Raw genomic sequence first — 20062 nt, 5'->3', positions numbered from 1 at the left:
GGCTATGCGACGGTCGGGGCGCCCGCGGGCGGGATCACCGGAAGTCCCGGAGGAGGTCCTTCCTCCAGCAACCGCAGCACCGCGTCCGTGTCGAGGTGCTCGGCCACCAGATCGCCGAGCAGGTCGAACTGCGCCGCGCGCCGACCCGCGAAGTCGACATCGGCGGCCGGCACGAAGCCGTCCCGGCCCGCGCGTGCGGCGGCCCAGCGCAGGAACGCGCGGCGGAAGTCGTCGTTCTCCAGCAGACCGTGCCAGTGCGTGCCCGCGACGCGATCGCGTACCGCGCCCTCCGGCGTGCCGTCGGCGAGCGTGAGCAGGCCGTCTTCGCCGTTGCGCACGACCTGGCCGTGGTGGATCTCGTAGCCACCCACGGCATATCCGAACGCGATGCCTGTCGGCCGGCGCAAGGTCTTGTCCGGGGCGAAGCGCACGTCGAGGTCGAGCAGTCCCAGTCCCGGCACGGCGCCGGCGCGTGACTCGACGTCGTCCTCCACGCGCGCGGCGAGCATCTGGAACCCGCCGCACACGCCGAACACCGGACCGGGGTGCGTGGCGATCGCGTCCGCGAGCCCGGTCGACCGCAGCCACGCCAGGTCGGCGACGGTCGCCTTGGACCCCGGCACGACCACGAGGTCCGCGTCGGCCAGGCGCGACGGCTCGGTCACGAACCGCACCGAGACGCCCGGCTCGCACGCCAACGCCTCCACGTCGGTGGCGTTGGAGATGCGCGGCAACCGCACCACGGCCACCCGCAGCCACTGGTCGCCGACCGGTGGCGCGGGACGGCCGACCACGCCGTCGGCCGCGTAAGACAGCGAGTCCTCCGCGTCGAGCCACAGCTCCTCGCGCCACGGCAGCACGCCGTGCACCGGGCGACCGGTCAACGCCGTCAACTGCCGCAGCCCCGGTTCGAGCAACGCCGGGTCGCCCCGGAACTTGTTCACCACGAAGCCCGCCACGAGCGCCTGGTCGGCCGGGTCGAGCAACGCCAGCGTGCCGAACAGGTGCGCGAAAATCCCGCCCCGGTCGATGTCGCCGACGACGAGCACGGGCAGGTCCGCCGCCCGCGCGAGGCCCATGTTCGCGATGTCGGTCGCCCGCAGGTTGATCTCGGCGGGCGAACCCGCGCCCTCGCAGACGACGACGTCGTGATCACGTCGCAGCGAGCGCAACGTGTCGAGGACGGTGTCGAACAACTCGGCCTTGCGCTCGCGGTAGGACAGGGCGGAGACCTCGCCGACCGCGCGCCCGAGCACGACCACCTGCGAGCTGCGGTCGCCACCCGGCTTGAGCAGCACCGGGTTGAACCGCACGCTCGGTTCCAGTCCGCACGCCGCGGCCTGGAACGCCTGCGCACGCCCGATCTCGCCGCCGTCCGGCGTCACGACCGAGTTGTTGGACATGTTCTGCGCTTTGAACGGCGCCACGCGCACGCCACGGCGCGCGAGCCAGCGACACAGTCCCGCGACGAGCACGCTTTTGCCCGCGTCGGACGTCGTACCGGCCACGAGCAGTCCGCCGCCCACGCCATGTCCCCCACTTCTGTCGGTCCCGACTGACATCATCCCTGTCATGGTCGACGCGCCCGCCACCGCAGTCCTGGTGCACAGCCCCTACCTCGGACCGGCGAGCCTGCGCCCGCTCGCGGGCGCGCTGGCCGCGCTCGGACACCCGGTCCTGTTGCTCGACCTGCGGGTGACCGTGAACGCGGCGCCCGTGCACCAGCGGCTGATCGGCTCGTTCGCGGACGCGGTCGAGGATTCGCTGGTGGAGGGCGAACTGGTGCTGGTCGGGCACAGCGGCGCCGGACCGTTGCTGCCCGCGTTCGCCGACGCGTTGGAGACGCCGGTGACGGGCCTGGTGTACCTGGACGCAGACCTGCCCACGCCCGGCCGCTCGTGGCGGGACGACGCGTCCGTCGCCGAGATGAACCGGCTGAAGTCGATCTCGCGGGACGGTCTGATGCCGCGCTGGGACCTGTGGTTCGCGCCCGAGGTACTGGCCGCGATGGTCCCGGACGTGCGGCAGTTGGAGGAGATCGCCGGCGAGGCGCCCGAGGTGGCGCTGGCGTTCCTCAAGGAGCAGCGCCCGTCCGTGGAGTGGTCCGGTCCGTCGACCTATGTGCGGTTGAGTGCCGCGTACGCCGACGCCGCGGCGAAGGCGAGGGCCGCGGGCTGGCCCGTCGTCGAACTCGACACTCACCACCTGGCCGCCGCGACCGCTCCGGACGAGGTCGCGGCGGCGCTGGTGCGCGTGCTCAGGGCAGGGTGAGGATCTCCGCGCCGTCGTCGGTCACGACGATCGTGTGCTCGAACTGCGCGGTCCAGCTCTTGTCCTTGGTGGTGACGGTCCACTTGTCCGGCCAGATGTCGTGCTCGATACCGCCGAGCGTGATCATCGGCTCGATGGTGAACGTCATGCCCGGCTCGATGATCGTGGGTACGTGCGGCGCGTCGTAGTGCAGCACGACCAGGCCGCTGTGGAACGTGCGTCCGATGCCGTGACCGGTGAAGTCGCGGACGACGCCGTAGCCGAAGCGGTTGGCGTACGCCTCGATGACGCGGCCGACGACGTTGAGTTGCCGACCGGGCTTGACCGCCTTGATCGCCCGCAGCGTCGCCTCGTGGGTGCGCTCGACCAGCAGCCGGTTCTCCTCGGTGACGTCGCCCGCGAGGAAGGTGGCGTTGGTGTCGCCGTGCACGCCGCCGATGAACGCGGTGACGTCGATGTTGACGATGTCGCCGTCCTCGATCACGGTCGAGTCCGGGATGCCGTGGCAGATCACCTCGTTGAGGGACGTGCAGCACGACTTGGGGAAACCGCGGTAGCCGAGCGTGGACGGGTACGCGCCGTGGTCGCAGAGGAACTCGTGCGCGACGGCGTCGATCTCGTCGGTGGTGACACCGGGGCGCACGGCCGCGCCCGCGGCCTGCAACGCCTGCGCGGCGAGCCGACCGGCCACGCGCATCGCCTCGATCACCTCGGGTGGTTGCACCCACGGGTCGGTGTTGCGACGGGGCTCCGGGCGGTCGACGTACTCGGGCCGCCCGATCTCGTCGGGAACCGGACGACGGGGGGACAGCACACCTGGTTTGAGCGCGGCACGCACGGACATACCCCACACAGTACGGCGCCCTGTGACCGCACGGACGCGGAGTGCCCGCGATGTGGCCGACCCGGTGCACACGCATTCGCCCGTGTCCCGAAGCCGTTACGTGAACGCCGTTGTGTCGCGGACGCGTGCGCGAAACCGGTCCGTGTCGCGGGTTCCGCGACACGGACGCGGTCGTGTCACCCCAGCGCGCGCAGGAACCGTCCGGTCGCCTCGAGGGCGGGCACGGACGAGTTCCCGTCCAGGACCAGCGTCGCGAACGCCACGTCACCCCGGTAGCCGACGAACCAACCGTGCGACCGTGTGCCGTCGCCGTACTGCGCGGTGCCCGTCTTGCCGCGCACGTCACCGAGACCGTTGAGCAGTTGCGCGGTGCCCACCTCGACGACCTCGCGCATCATCACGCGCAGCGGTTCGAGCACGGCGGGCGGCGGCGCGGTCGGCGTGTGGTCGGCCTTCACGTCACGCCCGCGCAACAAGGACGGAACCGGTACCGAGCCCTTCGCGACCGTGGCCGCGACGAGCGCCATGCCGAACGGACTGGCCAGCACCTTGCCCTGGCCGAACGCGTCCTCGGCGCGCTCGACGACGTCGGTGGCGGCGGGCACCGACCCGGTGATCGTGGTCAACGCCGGGATCTCGAAGTCGACCCCCAGTCCGAAAGAGTCGGCGGTCTTCGTCAGCCCGTCGGCCGGGTAGTCCACGGCGAGCTGCGCGAACGTCGTGTTGCACGAGTACGCGAACGCGGAGTGCAACGGGATCGTCCCCTTGTCGAACTCGTGGTCGTTGGGCACGACCCGTCGCCCGTCGATCGTCGTCTTGCCCGGACACGGCACGGGCACGTCCGCCGCCGTGCCGCCGGCCAACGCGTGCGCCGCCGACACGATCTTGAACGTGGACCCGGGCGCGAACCGGCCGGTCAACGCGATCGCGCCCTGCTCGTCGGCCGCCGCGTTCTGCGCGACCGCGAGGATCTCGCCGGTCGACGGCTGGATCGCCACGAGCATCGTCGCGCCGACCGACGACTCGACCGCGTCCTCGGCCGCGGTCTGCACCGCGCGGCTCAACCCGGTGGTCACCGCCTGCGCGGTCACGGGCTGCTGCTCGTAGAGGCTGTCGACCTCGTCGCCGCTCCCGTTCGCGGTGAACACCCGCACGCCCGCGCGCCCCTCGACGTCCTCCTCCACGAACTTGCGCACGGCCGGCAGCACCTGCGACGCGAACCCGCGCGACGGCGCCAGCAGGCTGGTCTGCGTGGTGAACCGCACGCCGGGCAACTCGTAGATCACCGGCTTCACGGTCTGGTAGTCGGCGTCGCGCAGGGCCGCGACCTGGTACACCTGCCCGGCCGCGGTCTTGCCGGCGCCGTCGACGATGGACTCGCGGGTGATCGCGGGGTCGATGGGGTTCAACGCGGTCGCGAGCGTGGTCGCGACCGCGGTCACGTCGCCGGCCTGCGTCGGGTCCAGCAACACCGACACGACCTGTTCGGGCGCGAGCAGTGCGGCACCGTCACGGTCGAGAACGGGTGCCAGCGACGCTTTCACTGGCGTAGCGGCCAATGTCTGCTGCGCGGCCAGCTTCGGATGCACGACCGACGGCACCCAGTGCACGCGCCAGTCGTCCTCTTCGCGACGCAGCTCGAACTTGGTCTGGTACTTCCACACGTGGTCGTGCCCGAAGTCCCACTCCAGCGCGGCGGTCGCCTCGGCGGTCGACGACTCGCCCGCGGACCGGACCTGCTCGACGGACCCGCGCACCCCGGCCGGTTTGAGCGCACCGCGCACCTTGTCCAGCAGGTCCTTGGCCGCGCCCGGATCGTCGGTCAGCGCGGCCGCGCCGGCCGTGTCGCCCGAGGCCAGTCTGGTGAGGAAGTCCCCCGCCACCTCGTCCGGGCCGGGTCGGGAGGAGAACAGCCCGCAACCGGCGACGACGAGCAGAGGTGCGACGACCAGGGCGAGCCTGCGCGTGATCACGGCACCGAGTATGCCCAACCGTCAGAACAGGACGGTCGCGTACCGCCCGACCTGGGTGAAGCCGATCCTGGCGTACGCGGCGCGCGCGGCGTCGTTGTAGCTGTTCACGTACAGCGAAGCGGTCCGCCCCAGACCCCTGACCAGGCGTTCGGCCACCGCTGCCGTGCCCGCGGCGCCGATGCCGCGACCACGTCGGTCCGGCCGCACCCACACGCCCTGGATCTGCCCGACCTTCGCCGACATGGCCCCGATCTCGGCCTTGAACACGACCTCGCCGCCCTCGAACCGGGCGAACGCGCGACCGCCCGCGATCAGTTCGGCGACCCGCGCCCGGTAGGACACGCCGCCGTCGTCCGCGCACGGGTCGACGCCGACCTCCTCGACGAACATCGCGACGGCGGCGGGCAGGTACCGGTCGAGTTCCTGCGGCCGGACCGGGCGCACCAGCGGGTCCGGAGTGATCGTGGTGGCACCGCCGAGCGCCATCAGCGGCTGGTCGGCACGCACTTCACGGGCCGGACCCCAGTCGGGCGCGAGTTCCTCCCACAGTCCGAGGACCTGCGCCGCGGGTCCGACGAGCGAGGAGCACATCCGGCCACGCCGCCGCGCACGGTCGGCGAAGCCGCGCAGGGCGGCGCCGTCACCGCTCAACGGGATCATGTTCGGTCCGGCGAAGCACAACGCGTCCGCCCGGCCGCCCCGCAGCGACCGAGGGTCGTACGCCCACATCTCCCCGCCCAGGCGCCACGGGTCGAGCCCGGCGACCTCGACCCGTGAGGCGACCATGCACGCGGCCACCGGGTCGGCCGCCAGCGCGGCGAGCACCCCCGGGAGGTCGCGTTCGTCGAGCACCCGCGCACCGGCCAACCTCAGCACGCCTCAAGCCTGCCAGACCGGACGCCGGAAGTGCGCTTCCACCACCCGCTCAGCCGACCGTCACCACCGGTTCACCCGCGGCGTCGTCGCCGATCTCCTCGGCCAGGCGCATGGCCTCCTCGATGAGCGTCTCCACGATCTTGTGCTCGGGCACGGTCTTGATCACCTTGCCCTTGACGAAGATCTGGCCCTTGCCGTTGCCCGACGCCACGCCGAGGTCGGCCTCGCGCGCCTCGCCCGGACCGTTCACGACGCAGCCCATGACGGCGACGCGCAGCGGCACCTCCATGCCCTCCAGACCGGCCGTGACCTGGTCGGCGAGCGTGTAGACGTCCACCTGGGCCCGGCCGCACGACGGGCAGGACACGATCTCCAGCTTGCGCGGGCGCAGGTTGAGCGACTGGAGGATCTGGTGGCCGACCTTGACCTCCTCGACCGGCGGCGCGGACAGCGACACCCGGATCGTGTCGCCGATGCCCCGGGCGAGCAGCGCGCCGAACGCGACCGAGGACTTGATCGTGCCCTGGAACGCCGGACCGGCCTCGGTCACGCCCAGGTGCAGCGGGTAGTCGCACTGTTCGGCGAGCATCTCGTAGGCGCGCACCATGACCACGGGGTCGTTGTGCTTCACGGAGATCTTGATGTCGTGGAAGTCGTGCTCGGCGAACAGCGACGCCTCCCACAGCGCCGACTCGACCAGCGCCTCGGGCGTGGCCTTGCCGTACTTCTCCAGCAGGCGTGGGTCGAGCGAGCCCGCGTTCACGCCGATGCGGATCGGCGTGTTGTGGTCGCGGGCCGCCTGGGCGATCTCCTTGACCTTGTCGTCGAACTTCTTGATGTTGCCTGGGTTCACGCGGACGGCGGCGCAGCCCGCCTCGATGGCCGCGAACACGTACTTCGGCTGGAAGTGGATGTCCGCGATGACCGGGATCTGGGACTTGCGGGCGATCGCGGGCAGCGCGTCGGCGTCGTCCTGCGACGGGCAGGCCACGCGGACGATGTCGCAGCCGGACGCGGTCAGCTCGGCGATCTGTTGGAGGGTCGCGTTCACGTCGGCGGTGAGCGTCGTCGTCATCGACTGCACCGACACCGGGAACTCGCTCCCGACGCCGACCGACCCGACCATGAGCTGGCGGGTCTTGCGCCGTTGCGACAGCACCGGCGGCGGCAATGCGGGCATACCGAGCAGCACGCCGTCAGTCATGGACGAACCTCTCTCACTGGAGCCTGATGGGGTTGACGATGTCGGCCGTGACGGTCAGCAGCGTGACCGCACCGCCGACGAAGATCACGAAGTAGGTCAACGGCAGCAGCCGGGTGTAGTTGACCGGCGCGCCGTCGGGCAGGCCACGCAGTTTGCGGACCCAGTTGCGCACCCGCTCGTAGAGGTTGACCGCGATGTGGCCGCCGTCCAGCGGCAGCAGCGGCAGCAGGTTGAACACGCCGACGAAGAAGTTCAGGCCGGCGAGCATGAACCAGAACAGCGGCCAGATGCCCTTCTCGACCGCCTCGCCGCCCAGGCGGCTGGCACCGACGACGCTGACCGGGCTGTCCGCGTCGCGTTCGCCGCCCGCGATGGCCTTGATCACGGCCGGGATCTTCTCCGGGAACTTGAGCAGGCCGTGCCAGGTGTTCTGGAACATCTGGCCGGTGAACTCGGTGGCGCCGCCGAACGCGGTGAGCGGCGTGTAGGTGAAGTCGGACTGGCGGACGACGCCGATCGCGCCGACCTCCTTCTTCTCCGTGTGGCCGTCCTGGTAGAGCAGCTCGCGGGTCACCCGGACGACGTCCGCGGTGAGCGTCAGCTCGGTGCCGTCGCGCTCGACGCGGAACTCGGTCGGGCCGGAGCGGTCACGGGTGGCCAGCTGCACGTCGGACCAGGTGGGCGTGTCCTTGCCGGCGACCGCGACGATCTCGTCGCCGACCTGGAACCCGGCCGCCTTGGCGGGTGCGGGCTCGCCGGGCTCGCACTTGTCGTCGGCGTTGGTCTGCACGCAGTCGCCGACCTCGGCGATGACGGGGGTGTCGGCGATGTTCTTGAGGCCCATCGTGGCGGCCATGACGTAGAGAACGACGAAACCGATGATGAAGTGCGTGATGGACCCGGCCGCGAGCACGATCACGCGCTTCCAGGTCTTCTGCCGGTAGAACGCGCGGGGCGCGTCCTGCGGCGAGACCTCCTCCAGCGCGGTCATGCCGGTGATCTCGCAGAACCCGCCGGCCGGGATGGCCTTGAGCCCGTACTCGGTCTCGCCCCGGCGGAACGACCAGATCCGGGGGCCGAACCCGATGAAGTACCGGGTGACCTTCATCCCGAACATCTTCGCGGTGGCGAGGTGCCCGAGTTCGTGCAGCGCGATCGAGATGCCGATGAGCACGGCGAACAGCAGGATGCCCAAGAAGTAGGCCACGTCAGTTCCTTCCCGATCCCACCGAAGTGGCCACCAGTTCCCGCGCCCGCGCGCGGGCCCATTCCTCGGCCGCGAGCACCTCGGCGACGTCGGCGGGCTCGTGCGCCCACCCGTCGGCCTCGGCCAGCACCCGGTCCACGGTGTCGACGATGGTCGTGAAGGCGGTGCCGTCGGCGAGGAAGACCGCGACCGCCTCCTCGTTGGCCGCGTTGTACACCGCCGGGAGGCAACCGCCCGCCGTGCCGGCCTGTCGGGCCAGCCGCACGGCGGGGAAGGTCTCGTCGTCCAACGGCTCGAACGTCCACGCCGTCGCCTTGTCGAAGGTACACGCGGGCGTGTCGGCCGGGAGGCGGTCCGGCCAGGCCAGACCCAACGCGATGGGCAGTCGCATGTCCGGCGGACTGGCCTGGGCGAGCGTCGACCCGTCGGTGAACGTGACCATGGAGTGCACGATCGACTGGGGGTGCACGGCCACGTCGATGCGGTCGTAGGGCACGCCGAACAGCAGGTGCGCCTCGATGACCTCGAGCCCCTTGTTGATCAGCGTCGCGGAGTTGACGGTGATCACCGGGCCCATGTTCCAAGTGGGGTGGGCGAGCGCGTCGGCCGCGGTCACGCCGTCGAGTTCGGCGCGCGTCCGGCCGCGGAACGGACCGCCGGACGCGGTGAGCACGAGCCGTGCGACCTCGTCGGCCCGGCCGCCGCGCAGGCACTGGTGCAGTGCCGAGTGCTCGGAGTCGACGGACACGATCTGGCCGGGCTTGGCCGCCCTGAGCACGAGCGGACCGCCCGCGACCAGCGATTCCTTGTTGGCCAGGGCGAGCGTGGCGCCGGTGGACAGGGCGTGCAGCGTCGGTTCGAGGCCGATGGACCCGGTGATGCCGTTGAGCACGACGTCGGCGGGGGTCGAGTCGATGAGGTCGACCACGGCCGACGGCCCGATCAGGAGGCGCGGGAGCTTGAAATCACCACGTGGGTACCCACGCTTCTGCGCCTCGGCGTAGAGGGCGAGCGTGAGGTCCTCGGCGGCCGTCGCACGGGCCAGCGCCACGGCGGGCGCGGCGAAGTCGAGGACCTGCCGCGCGAGCGCGCCGGGGTCGGCACCGCCCGCCGCGAGCCCGGCGACGGTGAAGCGGTCACGGTTGGCGGCGATGACGTCGAGGGCCTGCGTGCCGACCGATCCGGTCGAACCGAGGACGAGGACGCTGCGTGGAGTGCTCATCGCGGCCCATTGTTCCGGAAGGGGTCCGAAAGCCGGCACGCGCGGTACCCCGCCACATAACAGAATGATAACGCACGAGTGACATCACTCGATCGTGGGCATTCCTCGATCAAGCGCCCTGCGGGACCGAACCGCGGCGGCCCACACGAAGGAGAGGCCCGTGGGGATCCTGAGCTGGATCATTCTCGGACTGATCGCCGGTGCCATCGCCAAGGCCATCATGCCCGGTCGCGACCCCGGCGGCATCATCATCACCATACTGCTGGGCATCGTCGGCGCGGTGGTCGGCGGTTTCGTCGGCCAGGCGCTGTTCGGCTCCGACATCGGCTCGTTCTTCGACCTGAGCACGTGGCTGCTGGCCATTCTCGGCTCGTTGATCGTGCTCGGCATCTACCGTGCGGTGACCGGTCGCCGGTCGCACGCGTAACCCCGCGTACACCTTCGTGCCCCGCCACCGCACGGTCGGCGGGGCGCGTTCGTGTGATCAGCCTGCCAACCCGGCGTCCCGCGCCAGCAGTGCCGCCTGGACGCGGTTGGTCAGCCCGAGCTTCGCGAGCAGCCGGCTGACATAGGTCTTCACGGTGGCCTCGCTCATGTGCAGCCGCTGGCCGACGTCGGCGTTGGACATGCCCAGCCCCAGCAGCGAGAGCACCTCCACCTCACGGTCGGTCAGGCCCTGGACCTGGCGCATCGCCTCCTGCCGGCGCGGCTGCCCGACCTGGGCGACCATGCCGACGACCCGACTGGTGACCATCGGCGACAGGTACGCCTCGCCGCCGTACACCGCGCGCACCGCCCGCAGCAACTCCTCCGGCGCGGAGTCCTTGAGCAGGAAACCCGCCGCACCGTCGGACAGCGCGCGCACGATGTTGTCGTCCTCGCCGAACGTCGTGAGCACCACCACCCGCACCGAGGGCGCGACCGACCGCAACTCCCGTGCGGCGGCCAACCCGTCGAGCCGGGGCATGCGGATGTCGAGGACCGCGACGTCCACCCGACGCTCCAACGCGATCCGCACGGCCTCGCGACCGTCGCCCGCCTCGGCGACGAGTTCGATGTCGTCGGCGGTGCCGAGGATCGCCTTGATGCCCGCGCGCATCAACGGCTCGTCGTCGGCGATCAGGACCCGGATCAACGTTCACGACCTTTGCAGATGGGTGTTCTTCTCGATCAGCTTGCCGTCCGCGAAGCAGAAGCGCACGACCTTCGCCCCGCGCGCGGTGAACGTCTGCTCGTCCGCTACGCGGTACACGCACTTGGCCCCCTCGGGCTCCGGCGGCGCCTGCGACCGCAGGTCGCCCAGCGGCGGGTCGACACCGCCCGGGAGCCTGCCCATGACGTCCGCCTCCGACTGCCCGACGGTCACCGAGTCGTACAGGTCCCGGTTCACGACCTTGCTCACCGGTTGCGCACCGAGCCACGTGTACCCGCCGACGACCACGACGACGACCACGCCCGCCAACAGGATCGACCCGACGCCCGCCCACTGGCGGACGCGGTCGGTCCGGTTGCGCGCGCCGCGCGGCGCCTCGTCGGCGGGTTCGTCGGCGTCGGCCGCCGCGGTGTCCTCGTACGGCAGCACCGCGGCGATCCGGAACCCACCCGCCGGGGTGTCGCCGACGTGCAGCATGCCGCCCGCGAGCCGGACCCGTTCGCCGAGCCCGATCAGACCGAACCCGCTGCTCGCCGCGGGCGGTCGTGACCGGGACGGGTTGTTGCGCACCTCGACGACGAGCGCGTCCGGCTCGTACTTCACGGTCACCTGGACGCCCGCGCCCGGCGCGTGCTTGCTGGCGTTGGTCAGGCCCTCCTGCGCGATCCGGTACGCCGCGTGGCTCACCTTCGCGGGCAGCGGCACGGCCGACCCGCCGCGCACCAGGCTCACCCGCACGCCCGCCTGGCGGGCGCCGTCGACCAGTTCGTCGATCGCGTCGACCGTGCGCCGGCCGCCTTCGTCGTCCTCTGGCAGGTCACGGCGCAGCACGCCGATCACGCCGCGCAACTCCTCCATGGCGGTGAGCGCGGCACCACGCAACACCATGACGGCTTCGCGTTGCCTTTCGCTCAACTCCGGGTCGAGAGTGAGCGCGCCGGCGTGCACGGAGATCAGGCTGAGCCGGTGCCCGAGGCTGTCGTGCATGTCCTGGGCGATCCGGTTGCGCTCCCGAAGTCGCACCTGACGCGTGACCATGCGCCGTTCGCGGTCGACGCGCTCTTCCCGTTCCTGGAGCGCGGCGACGAGCGCGTTGCGTTGCGCGGCGTACCGGCCGATCAGGAACGGCAGCACGATCACCATGCAGTACACGGTGAGCATGACCCACGAGTTGAGCGGACCGGACAGACCGGGCGCCGACCACTCCCACACCAGGATGTAGAGCGCGAGGGCGAACGTCGCGGTCTGCAACGCGCGCTGCCACGTGACGATCCGGTACCCGGCCGCGTAGGCGAGCATGATCACCAACGAGATGCCGCCGCAGTCGGCGAAGAACACCAGCCACGTGCCGACCAGTAAAGACAGTGCCGGGAACAGCAGCCGCGACAGGTACAGGGCGATGAACGCCGCCCCGATGCCCGCCGACGCCCACCCGCCGGCACCGAGGTCGTCGGCGATCCACCCCGGCCACACGTCGAGGCCGACGATCACCAGCACGCCGAGCACTTCACGCAGCACACGCATCCGCGTGGCCGTGCGGAGTCGTTCGACGTGCATGCGCACGAACGTCGCCGGTGCCTCACGAAGGTCGGGCATCTCGGCGCGCAGGTGTTCCAGCACGAACGTCACACCGGCCAACGGTAGGTCAAGACGCCGAGGTCACGCGGCGGTCGTTGGTCGCCACCGACGCCGACGAAAGTTGACGGGCCCGCCATGCGGCCACCGCCACGCCCGCGACCAGCAACGCGGCACTCACCCCGACCATGAGCGTGGACAACGCCACGACCTCCGGCGACACGCCGCGCTTGCTCGCCTGCGCGTACACGTGCACCGGCAGCGTCGTCGACCCGACGCCGGTCAGGTAGCTCGACGTGACCACGTCGTCGAACGACAGCAGGAACGCGAACGCGCCACCCGACACGACCGCGGGGGCCAGGAACGGGAACGTCACCGTGCGGAACGCGGTGAACGGTCCCGCGCCCAGGTCCGCGGCGGCCTCCTCCAACCGGGGATCGGCGCCCGCGAGCCGGGACCGCACCACGACCACCACGAAGCTCAACGAGAACGCCACGTGCGCCGCCAGCAGCGCACCGAACCCGAGCGGGATGCCCACGAGCTTCACGCAGAACCCCAGCATCGCGACGCCGAGCACGACCTCGGGCACCACAAGCGGCAGCCCGAGCAGCACCGTCCACACACCGCGTCCGGGAAACGCACGACGCAACCCGAGCGCGGCGAGCGTGCCGACCACCGTCGCGATCACCGCGCTCGACGCCGCGAGCCGCACCGTGAGCGCCAACGCGTCGAGCACGCGGTCGTCGTCGAACAGCTCCGCGTACCAGCGCGTGGAAAACCCGCCGAGCCGGCTGATCGACCTCGACTCGGTGAACGACACGAGCGCGAGCCAGCCGATCGGCAGGTACAGGAACAGGAACACCAGCGCCGTCACGGCGCCGAGCACCCACGGCCGCCGGGTCACAGCACCTCCTCGCCGCGCCGGCCGCGCACCACCAACGCGACCACCACGAGCAGCAGCAGGAGTACGGCCATCGCCGAGCCGAGCGGCCAGTTGTTGCCGCCCCGGAACTGGTCGTCGATGACGCTGCCGAACGTCGACTGGTCCACGCCGCCCAGCAGGCGTGGCGTGACGAAGTCGCCCGTCGCGGGCACGAGCACCAGCAACGACCCCGCGACCACGCCGGGCATGACCCCCGGCAGCACGACCCGGAAGAACGTGGAGACCTGCGCGTGCCCGAGGTCATAGGACGCCTCGACCTGCCGGAAGTCGAACCGCTCGCACGCCGCGTACAGCGGCAGCACCATGAACGGCAGGAACCCGTAGGTCAGGCCCAGCACGACCGCGCCGTGGGTGAGCAGGAACCCGCCGTCGCGCCCGAGGCCGATCACGCCGAGGGCCCGGTCGACCAGGCCGTCGTCGTCCAACAGCGCTTTCCACGCGTAGATGCGGGCCAGGTAGCTCGACCAGAACGGCACGAGCACGGCGGCCAGCAGCACGTTGCGCCACCGGCCGGCGTGCCGGGCCAGGAACCAGGCGAGGGGGAAGCCGAGCAGCAGGCACAGCGCCGTGGTCGTGCCCGCGTACGCGAGCGTGCGAGCGAAGATCGGCAGGAACGCGGGGTCGAGCGCGGTCGTGTACGCGTCCACCGTCCACGGCAGCACGACCCGCGCCACGCCGGTGTCGCGCGTGGCGAAGCTGAACTGCACCACGAGACCGAGGGGCGCGAGCAGGAACAGGCCGAGCCACAGGCCGGTCGGCGTCAGCAGACCGGTCGCGACGAGCCACCGCGGCCGACTCACCCGGTCTTGACCCTGGTCCAGGCGTCGGCGTACCGCGCCTCGACCTCGACACCGAGGTCCTTGGTGAACGGCAGCTTCGCCAGCCGCTCCGGCGGCGGGTAGACGAGCGGGTCGTCGAGCAGTCCGCGGTCGATGAACGGCTTGGCCGCCTCGTTGGGACTGCCGTAACGGACCGCGTTGGCGAGTGCCGCGCCGACCTCGGGCTTGAGCACGTGGTCGACGAACCGGTGCGCGTTCTCCGCGTGCGGCGCGTCCTTGGGCACAACCAGCAGGTCCACGTAGGACAGTCCGCCCTCGGCCGGGATGACGTAGGCCAGGTCGGGGTTGGTCGCGCGGGCCTGGAACGCGTCACCCGAGTACGCCTGCGCGAGCGGCACCTGGCCGCCGGTCAGCGGCTCGATCACGTCCGAGGTGATCTGGCCGAGCTTCTTCTTCAGGTCCAGCAGCACCCGGACCGCCTCGTCGATCTCGGCCGCCGACGTGGTGTTGGGGTCGTGACCGGCCTTGAGCAGGCCGACGGCCAGCCCGTCGCGGGCCTCGTCGAGGATCGTGCTGCGGCCCTGGGCGGCGGCCAGGTCGTAGGCGGAGAAGCCCGTGACGTCGGTGCCGAGCGCGGCCTTCGAGTACGCGAGCCCGGTCGTGCCCCAGGCCCACGGCACCGAGTACCTGTTGCCGGGGTCGTAGTCGGCCTCGGTGAACCGGCGTCCGAGGTTCTTCAGGTTCGGGATCAGGTCGTGGTCGAGCGGCTGGAGCAGGCCGGCGCGCAGGAACCGGCGCAGGAAGTTGTCGCTGGGCACGACGAGGTCGTAGCCCGCCGCACCGGACGCGATCTTGGCTTCCATCTCGTCGTTGGTGCTGAAGTTGTCGTACGTGACCTCGATGCCGGTCACGGCCGTGAACCCGGACAGCGTGTCCGGCGCGATGTAGTCGGTCCAGTTGTAGAAGTTGAGCTTCTTCTCGTCCCGGGCGTTGGTCGCCTTGGCCGGGGCATCCGCGGTGGTCGTCGCGCTCGGCGCCTGGCCGACGCCGCACGCGCCGGCAGCGGCCAACGCGAAGAACGCGGTGGACCGGAACAGGTTCCGGCGCGTCACGCCGCCGTCCCACAGCCGGGCGATCCGCACGGGCTCAGTCATCGGTCCCTCCCAACAACACGGTGAACTCGGGGTCCCACGCGACCCGGACGGGCTGTCCGGGCGAACCGGCGTCGTCGACGCGCCGGGTGTTCTGCACGAACGCGACCAGCGCGTCGCCGCCGGGCACGTCGACCACGTACTGCGTCGACGACCCGGTGTAGACGACGTCGCGGACCGTGCCGGTGAACTCGCACCAGCCGGTCGGCACCTCATCGTCGACGCCGTGCAGGTGCACCTTCTCCGGGCGCACGGTGGCGGCCACGCGGTCGCCGTGCGCGAACGGCGTGCCCAGCGGCACGCGCAGCCGGGTCATGCCGGGCGCGGTCAGCTCGACCCAGCGTCCGTCCACACCGGACACGTGCGCGTCGAGGATGTTGGACGTGCCGATGAAGCCGGCCACGAACCGGGTCGCGGGGCGTTCGTACACGTCCTCCGGGTACCCGACCTGCTCCAGCCGACCGGCGTTCATGACCGCGATCCGGTGCGAGAGGACGAGCGCTTCCTCCTGGTCGTGCGTGACGTAGAGGAAGGTGGTGCCGACCTCACGCTGGATGCGCATCAGCTCGATCTGGAGTTCTTTGCGCAGCACGGCGTCGAGTGCGCCCAGCGGTTCGTCGAGCAGCAGCAGGCGCGGACCGGCCGCCAGTGCGCGGGCGATGGCGACGCGTTGCTGTTGGCCGCCCGAGAGCTGCGCGGGGCGGCGTTTCGCGAACGTGCCCAGACGCACCAGGTCGAGGTGCTCGCCGACGGTTTTGCGCAGGTCCGCACCACGCACGCCCTTGCGCTTGAGGCCGTACGCGACGTTGTCCCACACGGTCATGTGCGGGAACAGGGCGTAGGACTGGAACACGGTGTTCACGTCGCGCCTATAGGGCGGCACGCCCACCATGTCGACGCCGTCGAGTTCGATCCGCCCCGCGTCCGGGTGCTCGAACCCGGCGATCATCCGCAACAGCGTCGTCTTGCCGCAGCCGGACGGGCCGAGGACGGAGAAGAACTCGCCTTCGTGGACCCGCAGCGTGAGGTCGTCCACGACGGTCTGGTCGGCGAAGCGCTTGGTCACCCCGGACAGACCCGCCTCCACCGGCGCGTACGTGTCGGGGGTTCGTCCCTGTGCCGGACGGAAGCCCGGTTCGGTCACCTCGTCGCCTTCCAGGCAGGACGTGACCCGCCGGCGGTGGCGGGGCGCGACGCCGACGCGCGCGAGGGCCGAGGGTAGACGCGATCACGGTGCCGCGCACCTCACGTCTCGCGTGGTCGCGCCGTGTGCGACGATTGCCGCGTCTTCGAAAGTGATCGGGAGCAGGAAGGTCGTGCGCTGTGTCCTCGTCCTCTGAGCCGCGTCCGGCGGTCGACACCCACGACGAGCCGTCCGCCGCGTGGGGCTGGCACGGCACGTTCCCCAAGGGCATCCGGATCGCGGGCTGGCTGTCGGTGCTGGCCACGTTCAGCCTGCTGATCGGCAACCACCACGGGCGGACCGAAGACCTGTACATCGTCGCGTTCGGCGGCGGCATGGCGATCCTGCTCATCTGGGAGCAGGTGCGCAGCCGCACGTCGTGGCGCCGCAAGTAGTTCTGTCCCGGAGATACGGGCGGATGTCCACATTCGCCCGTTCGGGTCAGCCCGGTCCCAACTGTCGGACGTCGGTTGCGCGCATGCGCATGGGTCGATTGGCTCAGTGCCGCGCGCGCACCTCCCGTCGTCACTTCAGAACAGGACCAACGCCATGTCCGTCACGGACGAGCTTCTGGCGAACAACGCCGCCTACGCCGAGCAGTTCAGCGGGCCGCTCCCGCTGCCGCCGGCCAAGCACGTCGCGGTCGTCGCGTGCATGGACGCGCGCCTCGACGTGTACCGCATCCTCGGGTTGAACGAGGGCGAGGCGCACGTCATCCGCAACGCGGGCGGCGTGGTGACCGAGGACGAGATCCGGTCGCTGGCCATCAGCCAGCGCCTGCTCGGCACCCGCGAGATCATCCTGATCCACCACACCGACTGCGGCATGCTGACGTTCACCGACGACCAGTTCAAGCGGTCGATCCAGGACGAACTCGGCATCAAGCCCTCGTGGGCCGCCGAGGCGTTCCCCGACCTGGACGAGGACGTGCGCCAGTCGATCAAGCGCATCCGCGACAACCCGTTCGTGCCGGTGAAGGACTCCGTGCGCGGCTTCGTGTTCGACGTCGCGACCGGAAAGCTCAACGAGGTCGTCTGACCCTGTGACGGGCGGGCCCGCGTGAGGCCCGCCCTCACCCCTCGGCGGCCAGCTGCCCGCAGGCGGCTGCGATCTCCTGGCCGCGCGTGTCCCGCACGGTGCACGCCACGCCCTGCGCCTCGACCCGGCGGACGAACTCGCGTTCGACCGGCTTGGGCGAGGCGTCCCACTTCGACCCCGGCGTGGGGTTCAGCGGGATCACGTTCACGTGCACGAGCTGCCCGAGGTGCTTGCGCAGCACCTTGCCGAGCAGGTCGGCACGCCAACCCTGGTCGTTGATGTCGCGGATCAGGGCGTACTCGATCGACACCCGACGTCCGGTCTTGTCGGCGTAGCCGCGCGCGGCCTCCAGGACCTCGGCGACCTTCCACCGCGTGTTGACCGGCACGAGCGTGTCGCGCAACTCGTCGTCCGGGGTGTGCAGCGACACCGCCAGCCGGACCTGGAGACCCTCGTCGGTGAGCTTGCGGATCGCGGGCACGAGGCCGACTGTCGACACGGTCACCGACCGCTGCGAGATGCCCAGGCCCGCCGGCGCCGGGTCGCAGATGCGGTGCACGGCCTCGACCACGCGCTTGTAGTTGGCCAGCGGCTCGCCCATGCCCATGAACACGATGTTCGACAGTCGGCCGGGGCCGCCGGGCAGTTCGCCGTCACGCATGGCCGCCGCGCCCCGCCGCACCTGGTCCACGATCTCGGCGGTGGACAGGTTGCGGGTCAGCCCGGCCTGGCCGGTGGCGCAGAACGGGCACGCCATGCCGCAGCCGGCCTGGCTGGAGATGCACAGCGTGGCCCGGTCGGGGTAGCGCATGAGGACGCTCTCGACCAGCGTGCCGTCGTGGGCGCGCAGCAGCGTCTTGCGGGTCGTGCCGCCGTCGGCCTCGACGCTGCGCAACTCGGTCCACAGGGTCGGCATCAGGTCGGCGACCAGGCGCGACCGGCTCGCGGCCGGGATGTCGGTCATCTCGTCGGGGTCGACGGCCAGGCGGCCGAAGTAGTGGTTCGACAGCTGCGCGGCGCGGAACGGCTTCTCGCCGAGCGCGGCGACGGCCTCCCGGCGCTGGTCGGCGGTGAGGTCGGCGAGGTGGCGCGGCGGCAGGCCGCGCTTGGGCGCGTCGAAGACAAGAGGGAGCGCAGTCATGGCCGCTCCAGTGTCCCACGTCGCCCCGACCTGATTGACCGTTGCATCGCGATACATTCCGATATATCGTCGACCTGTCACAACCGATCGACGACAGGAGTGAACGATGTTCTCCCACTTCGACAGGCCCCAGCGACGTCACCACCGCGACCGCGGCTTCGGCGATCCCCGCGGTGGCTTCGGCGGCGGCTTCGGGCCGTTCCGCCCGCCGATGCCGCCCCAGCCGCCGGAACCACCGGAGTTCTTCGGCCGAGGCGGTCCGGGGCGGGGCGGACGACGCGGCGGACGTCAGCGCAAGGGCAACGTGCGCGTCGCCGTGCTCGCACTGCTCGCGGAACGCGAGATGCACGGCTACGAGATGATCCAGGAGATCGGTCGCCGCACCGACGGCCTCTGGCGGCCCAGCCCCGGCTCGGTCTACCCGACGCTGCAGCTGCTGGCCGACGAGGGACTGGTCTCCTCCAGCGAGGAGGCGGGCGGCAAGAAGCTGTTCTCCCTCACGGAGACCGGCCGGGCCGAGGCGGCCAAGTTCGAGGGCGCGCCGCCGTGGCAGCAGGTCACCGACGACATCGACGACCACGCCATGAAGCTGCACACCGCGTCGGGCCACCTCGCGTCCGCGTTGCGGCAGATGGCTCACGCCGGCACGCGTGAGCAGAAGACGCGGGCGATCGAGATCGTCAACGAGGCCCGCCGCCAGCTCTACGCGATCCTCGGTGAGATCGACGTCGAGGAGGACACGGACGACTGACCGCGCAGCAGACCCGTCGGCTTCACCCGGGTGTGCACGCGGTAGCCCACTTCGAACGACAGGCCGGGCGTGCGGGCGATCGCGCGCTCGGCCACCTTCGACGAGAACTCGATCCGCAAAACGGACTCCAGCTCCGCACGGCGTTCGAAGCGCCACAACGCGCGCACGCGTGTCAACGTAAAGCCCTCCGTGTCGAAGAACGCTTCGACGACACGTGGGTCGTATCGCGGCTCGTCCGCGCAAAGCCACGGACCGTACGGCTCCGCGAGCCCGTCGAGGTCGACGATCGCGAGCACGCCACCGGGTCGGAGCACGCGGTCCGCCTCACGTATCCCCGGCTCGCACCCAGGACCGAAGAAGTACGCGGTGCGTGCGTGTACCAGATCCGCGCACGCGTCCGGTAACGGCAACCGTTGCGCTCCCCCGGTCAGCACCCGCGCGTTCGCCACGTCCGCGACACGGGCACGCGCGCGTTCCACCAACGGTGGATGCGGCTCGACGCCGACGACACCGCGCGCGTCACGGGCGAAGTACGGGAGGTGGAAGCCGTCACCGCACCCGACGTCGACCACGTCGCGCCCGGCCCAGTCGTACGTGGACCGCAGCCGTGCCCAGATCTCGCCGTCCACGTCCTGCGCGCGGTTCTCGACCTCGTACACCTCCGGCCAGTGCCAGATGTTCGGGCTGGGCAACACCTCGGCCGAACGCACGGCGGCCCACGCGGCACGGACTAGTCCCTTCACGGGACGAC

Annotated in this window: 20 protein-coding genes; 5 read left to right on the top strand and 15 right to left on the bottom strand. The window is 71.0% G+C overall.

Features of this window, described 5'->3' with window-relative positions; genetic code table 11:
• Positions 1–2: 2 nt before the first annotated feature.
• The gene (locus F4559_RS06640; protein WP_376774626.1) at positions 3–1565 is read right to left on the bottom strand and encodes a cobyric acid synthase; all 1563 of its coding nucleotides are present in this window, start codon (positions 1563–1565) and stop codon (positions 3–5) included.
• Positions 1566–1572: 7 nt separating this feature from the next.
• On the opposite strand from F4559_RS06640, the gene F4559_RS06635 reads away from it, so the two are divergent.
• The gene (locus tag F4559_RS06635; RefSeq protein WP_184666710.1) at positions 1573–2271 is read left to right on the top strand and encodes an alpha/beta fold hydrolase; all 699 of its coding nucleotides are present in this window, start codon (positions 1573–1575) and stop codon (positions 2269–2271) included.
• On the opposite strand, the gene map is transcribed toward F4559_RS06635, so the two are convergent.
• From map to dxr, 6 genes are all read right to left on the bottom strand, one after another.
• Complete coding sequence (map, locus tag F4559_RS06630) at positions 2258–3115, bottom strand: type I methionyl aminopeptidase (protein WP_184666708.1); 858 nt, start codon at positions 3113–3115, stop codon at positions 2258–2260. The genes F4559_RS06635 and map overlap by 14 nt on opposite strands.
• A 176-nt stretch (positions 3116–3291) precedes the next feature.
• Positions 3292–5088 (bottom strand): penicillin-binding transpeptidase domain-containing protein, encoded by a 1797-nt coding sequence (locus F4559_RS06625; RefSeq protein WP_184666706.1) that lies wholly within the window; start codon positions 5086–5088, stop codon positions 3292–3294.
• Positions 5089–5109: 21 nt separating this feature from the next.
• A complete protein-coding gene (locus F4559_RS06620; RefSeq protein ID WP_184666704.1) occupies positions 5110–5964 on the bottom strand; it encodes a GNAT family N-acetyltransferase in 855 nt (284 codons plus the stop codon).
• A gap of 49 nt (positions 5965–6013) precedes the next feature.
• A complete protein-coding gene (gene ispG, locus F4559_RS06615; protein ID WP_376774707.1) occupies positions 6014–7144 on the bottom strand; it encodes a flavodoxin-dependent (E)-4-hydroxy-3-methylbut-2-enyl-diphosphate synthase in 1131 nt (376 codons plus the stop codon).
• A gap of 37 nt (positions 7145–7181) precedes the next feature.
• Entirely contained in the window at positions 7182–8375 is a 1194-nt protein-coding gene (locus F4559_RS06610; protein ID WP_184666702.1) for a M50 family metallopeptidase, read from the bottom strand.
• A 1-nt stretch (position 8376) separates the two neighbouring features.
• Positions 8377–9597 (bottom strand): 1-deoxy-D-xylulose-5-phosphate reductoisomerase, encoded by a 1221-nt coding sequence (gene dxr, locus F4559_RS06605; protein WP_184666701.1) that lies wholly within the window; start codon positions 9595–9597, stop codon positions 8377–8379.
• 160 nt (positions 9598–9757) lie between these two features.
• Between dxr and F4559_RS06600 the strand changes: the two genes are divergently transcribed.
• Complete coding sequence (locus F4559_RS06600) at positions 9758–10024, top strand: GlsB/YeaQ/YmgE family stress response membrane protein (protein WP_184666700.1); 267 nt, start codon at positions 9758–9760, stop codon at positions 10022–10024.
• Positions 10025–10081: 57 nt separating this feature from the next.
• Here the strand turns inward: F4559_RS06600 and F4559_RS06595 are convergent, their stop codons facing one another.
• The 6 genes from F4559_RS06595 to F4559_RS06570 are packed head-to-tail and all read right to left on the bottom strand — an operon-like array spanning position 10082 to position 16342.
• Positions 10082–10732, bottom strand: coding sequence for a response regulator (locus tag F4559_RS06595; protein ID WP_184666699.1), 651 nt, complete (start codon positions 10730–10732; stop codon positions 10082–10084).
• A gap of 3 nt (positions 10733–10735) precedes the next feature.
• Entirely contained in the window at positions 10736–12379 is a 1644-nt protein-coding gene (locus F4559_RS06590; RefSeq protein ID WP_312865488.1) for a sensor histidine kinase, read from the bottom strand.
• Positions 12380–12395: 16 nt separating this feature from the next.
• Positions 12396–13229 carry an ABC transporter permease gene (locus F4559_RS06585; protein WP_184666697.1) on the bottom strand — a complete coding sequence of 278 codons (834 nt, stop codon included), beginning with the start codon at positions 13227–13229 and terminating at the stop codon, positions 12396–12398.
• A complete protein-coding gene (locus F4559_RS06580) occupies positions 13226–14068 on the bottom strand; it encodes an ABC transporter permease (RefSeq protein WP_184666696.1) in 843 nt (280 codons plus the stop codon). The genes F4559_RS06585 and F4559_RS06580 overlap by 4 nt, the downstream gene beginning before the upstream one ends.
• Positions 14065–15201, bottom strand: coding sequence for a polyamine ABC transporter substrate-binding protein (locus F4559_RS06575; protein WP_184666695.1), 1137 nt, complete (start codon positions 15199–15201; stop codon positions 14065–14067). The genes F4559_RS06580 and F4559_RS06575 overlap by 4 nt, the downstream gene beginning before the upstream one ends.
• Positions 15194–16342 carry an ABC transporter ATP-binding protein gene (locus tag F4559_RS06570; RefSeq protein ID WP_184666694.1) on the bottom strand — a complete coding sequence of 383 codons (1149 nt, stop codon included), beginning with the start codon at positions 16340–16342 and terminating at the stop codon, positions 15194–15196. The genes F4559_RS06575 and F4559_RS06570 overlap by 8 nt, the downstream gene beginning before the upstream one ends.
• Before the next feature lie 179 nt (positions 16343–16521).
• On the opposite strand from F4559_RS06570, the gene F4559_RS06565 reads away from it, so the two are divergent.
• The gene (locus tag F4559_RS06565; RefSeq protein ID WP_184666693.1) at positions 16522–16776 is read left to right on the top strand and encodes a DUF2631 domain-containing protein; all 255 of its coding nucleotides are present in this window, start codon (positions 16522–16524) and stop codon (positions 16774–16776) included.
• Positions 16777–16930: 154 nt separating this feature from the next.
• Positions 16931–17419 (top strand): beta-class carbonic anhydrase, encoded by a 489-nt coding sequence (locus F4559_RS06560; protein ID WP_184666692.1) that lies wholly within the window; start codon positions 16931–16933, stop codon positions 17417–17419.
• 34 nt (positions 17420–17453) lie between these two features.
• Here the strand turns inward: F4559_RS06560 and rlmN are convergent, their stop codons facing one another.
• Positions 17454–18560: a dual-specificity RNA methyltransferase RlmN gene (rlmN, locus tag F4559_RS06555; RefSeq protein WP_184666691.1), complete on the bottom strand. Its 1107-nt coding sequence runs from the start codon at positions 18558–18560 to the stop codon at positions 17454–17456.
• A 106-nt stretch (positions 18561–18666) separates the two neighbouring features.
• Here rlmN and F4559_RS06550 point away from each other — a divergent pair, with 106 nt between their 5' ends.
• Positions 18667–19311 (top strand): PadR family transcriptional regulator, encoded by a 645-nt coding sequence (locus F4559_RS06550; RefSeq protein ID WP_184666690.1) that lies wholly within the window; start codon positions 18667–18669, stop codon positions 19309–19311.
• On the opposite strand, the gene F4559_RS06545 is transcribed toward F4559_RS06550, so the two are convergent.
• Entirely contained in the window at positions 19263–20054 is a 792-nt protein-coding gene (locus F4559_RS06545; RefSeq protein WP_184666689.1) for a class I SAM-dependent methyltransferase, read from the bottom strand. The two genes, F4559_RS06550 and F4559_RS06545, sit on opposite strands and share 49 nt — an antisense overlap.
• Positions 20055–20062: the final 8 nt, after the last annotated feature.

Origin of the sequence: Saccharothrix violaceirubra, assembly GCF_014203755.1 — a bacterium.
Classification (GTDB): domain Bacteria; phylum Actinomycetota; class Actinomycetes; order Mycobacteriales; family Pseudonocardiaceae; genus Actinosynnema; species Actinosynnema violaceirubrum.
This window is presented reverse-complemented; position numbering and strand designations above follow the sequence as displayed.

Excerpts from the sequence above, each read along its gene's own strand:
- F4559_RS06640 (WP_376774626.1), bottom strand. The coding sequence starts at position 1,565 with ATGATGTCAGTCGGGACCGACAGAAGTGGGGGACATGGCGTGGGCGGC.
- F4559_RS06635 (WP_184666710.1), top strand. The coding sequence starts at position 1,573 with ATGGTCGACGCGCCCGCCACCGCAGTCCTGGTGCACAGCCCCTACCTC.
- map (WP_184666708.1), bottom strand. The coding sequence starts at position 3,115 with ATGTCCGTGCGTGCCGCGCTCAAACCAGGTGTGCTGTCCCCCCGTCGT.
- ispG (WP_376774707.1), bottom strand. The coding sequence starts at position 7,144 with ATGCCCGCATTGCCGCCGCCGGTGCTGTCGCAACGGCGCAAGACCCGC.
- dxr (WP_184666701.1), bottom strand. The coding sequence starts at position 9,597 with ATGAGCACTCCACGCAGCGTCCTCGTCCTCGGTTCGACCGGATCGGTC.
- F4559_RS06575 (WP_184666695.1), bottom strand. The coding sequence starts at position 15,201 with ATGACTGAGCCCGTGCGGATCGCCCGGCTGTGGGACGGCGGCGTGACG.
- F4559_RS06560 (WP_184666692.1), top strand. The coding sequence starts at position 16,931 with ATGTCCGTCACGGACGAGCTTCTGGCGAACAACGCCGCCTACGCCGAG.
- rlmN (WP_184666691.1), bottom strand. The coding sequence starts at position 18,560 with ATGACTGCGCTCCCTCTTGTCTTCGACGCGCCCAAGCGCGGCCTGCCG.
- F4559_RS06550 (WP_184666690.1), top strand. The coding sequence starts at position 18,667 with ATGTTCTCCCACTTCGACAGGCCCCAGCGACGTCACCACCGCGACCGC.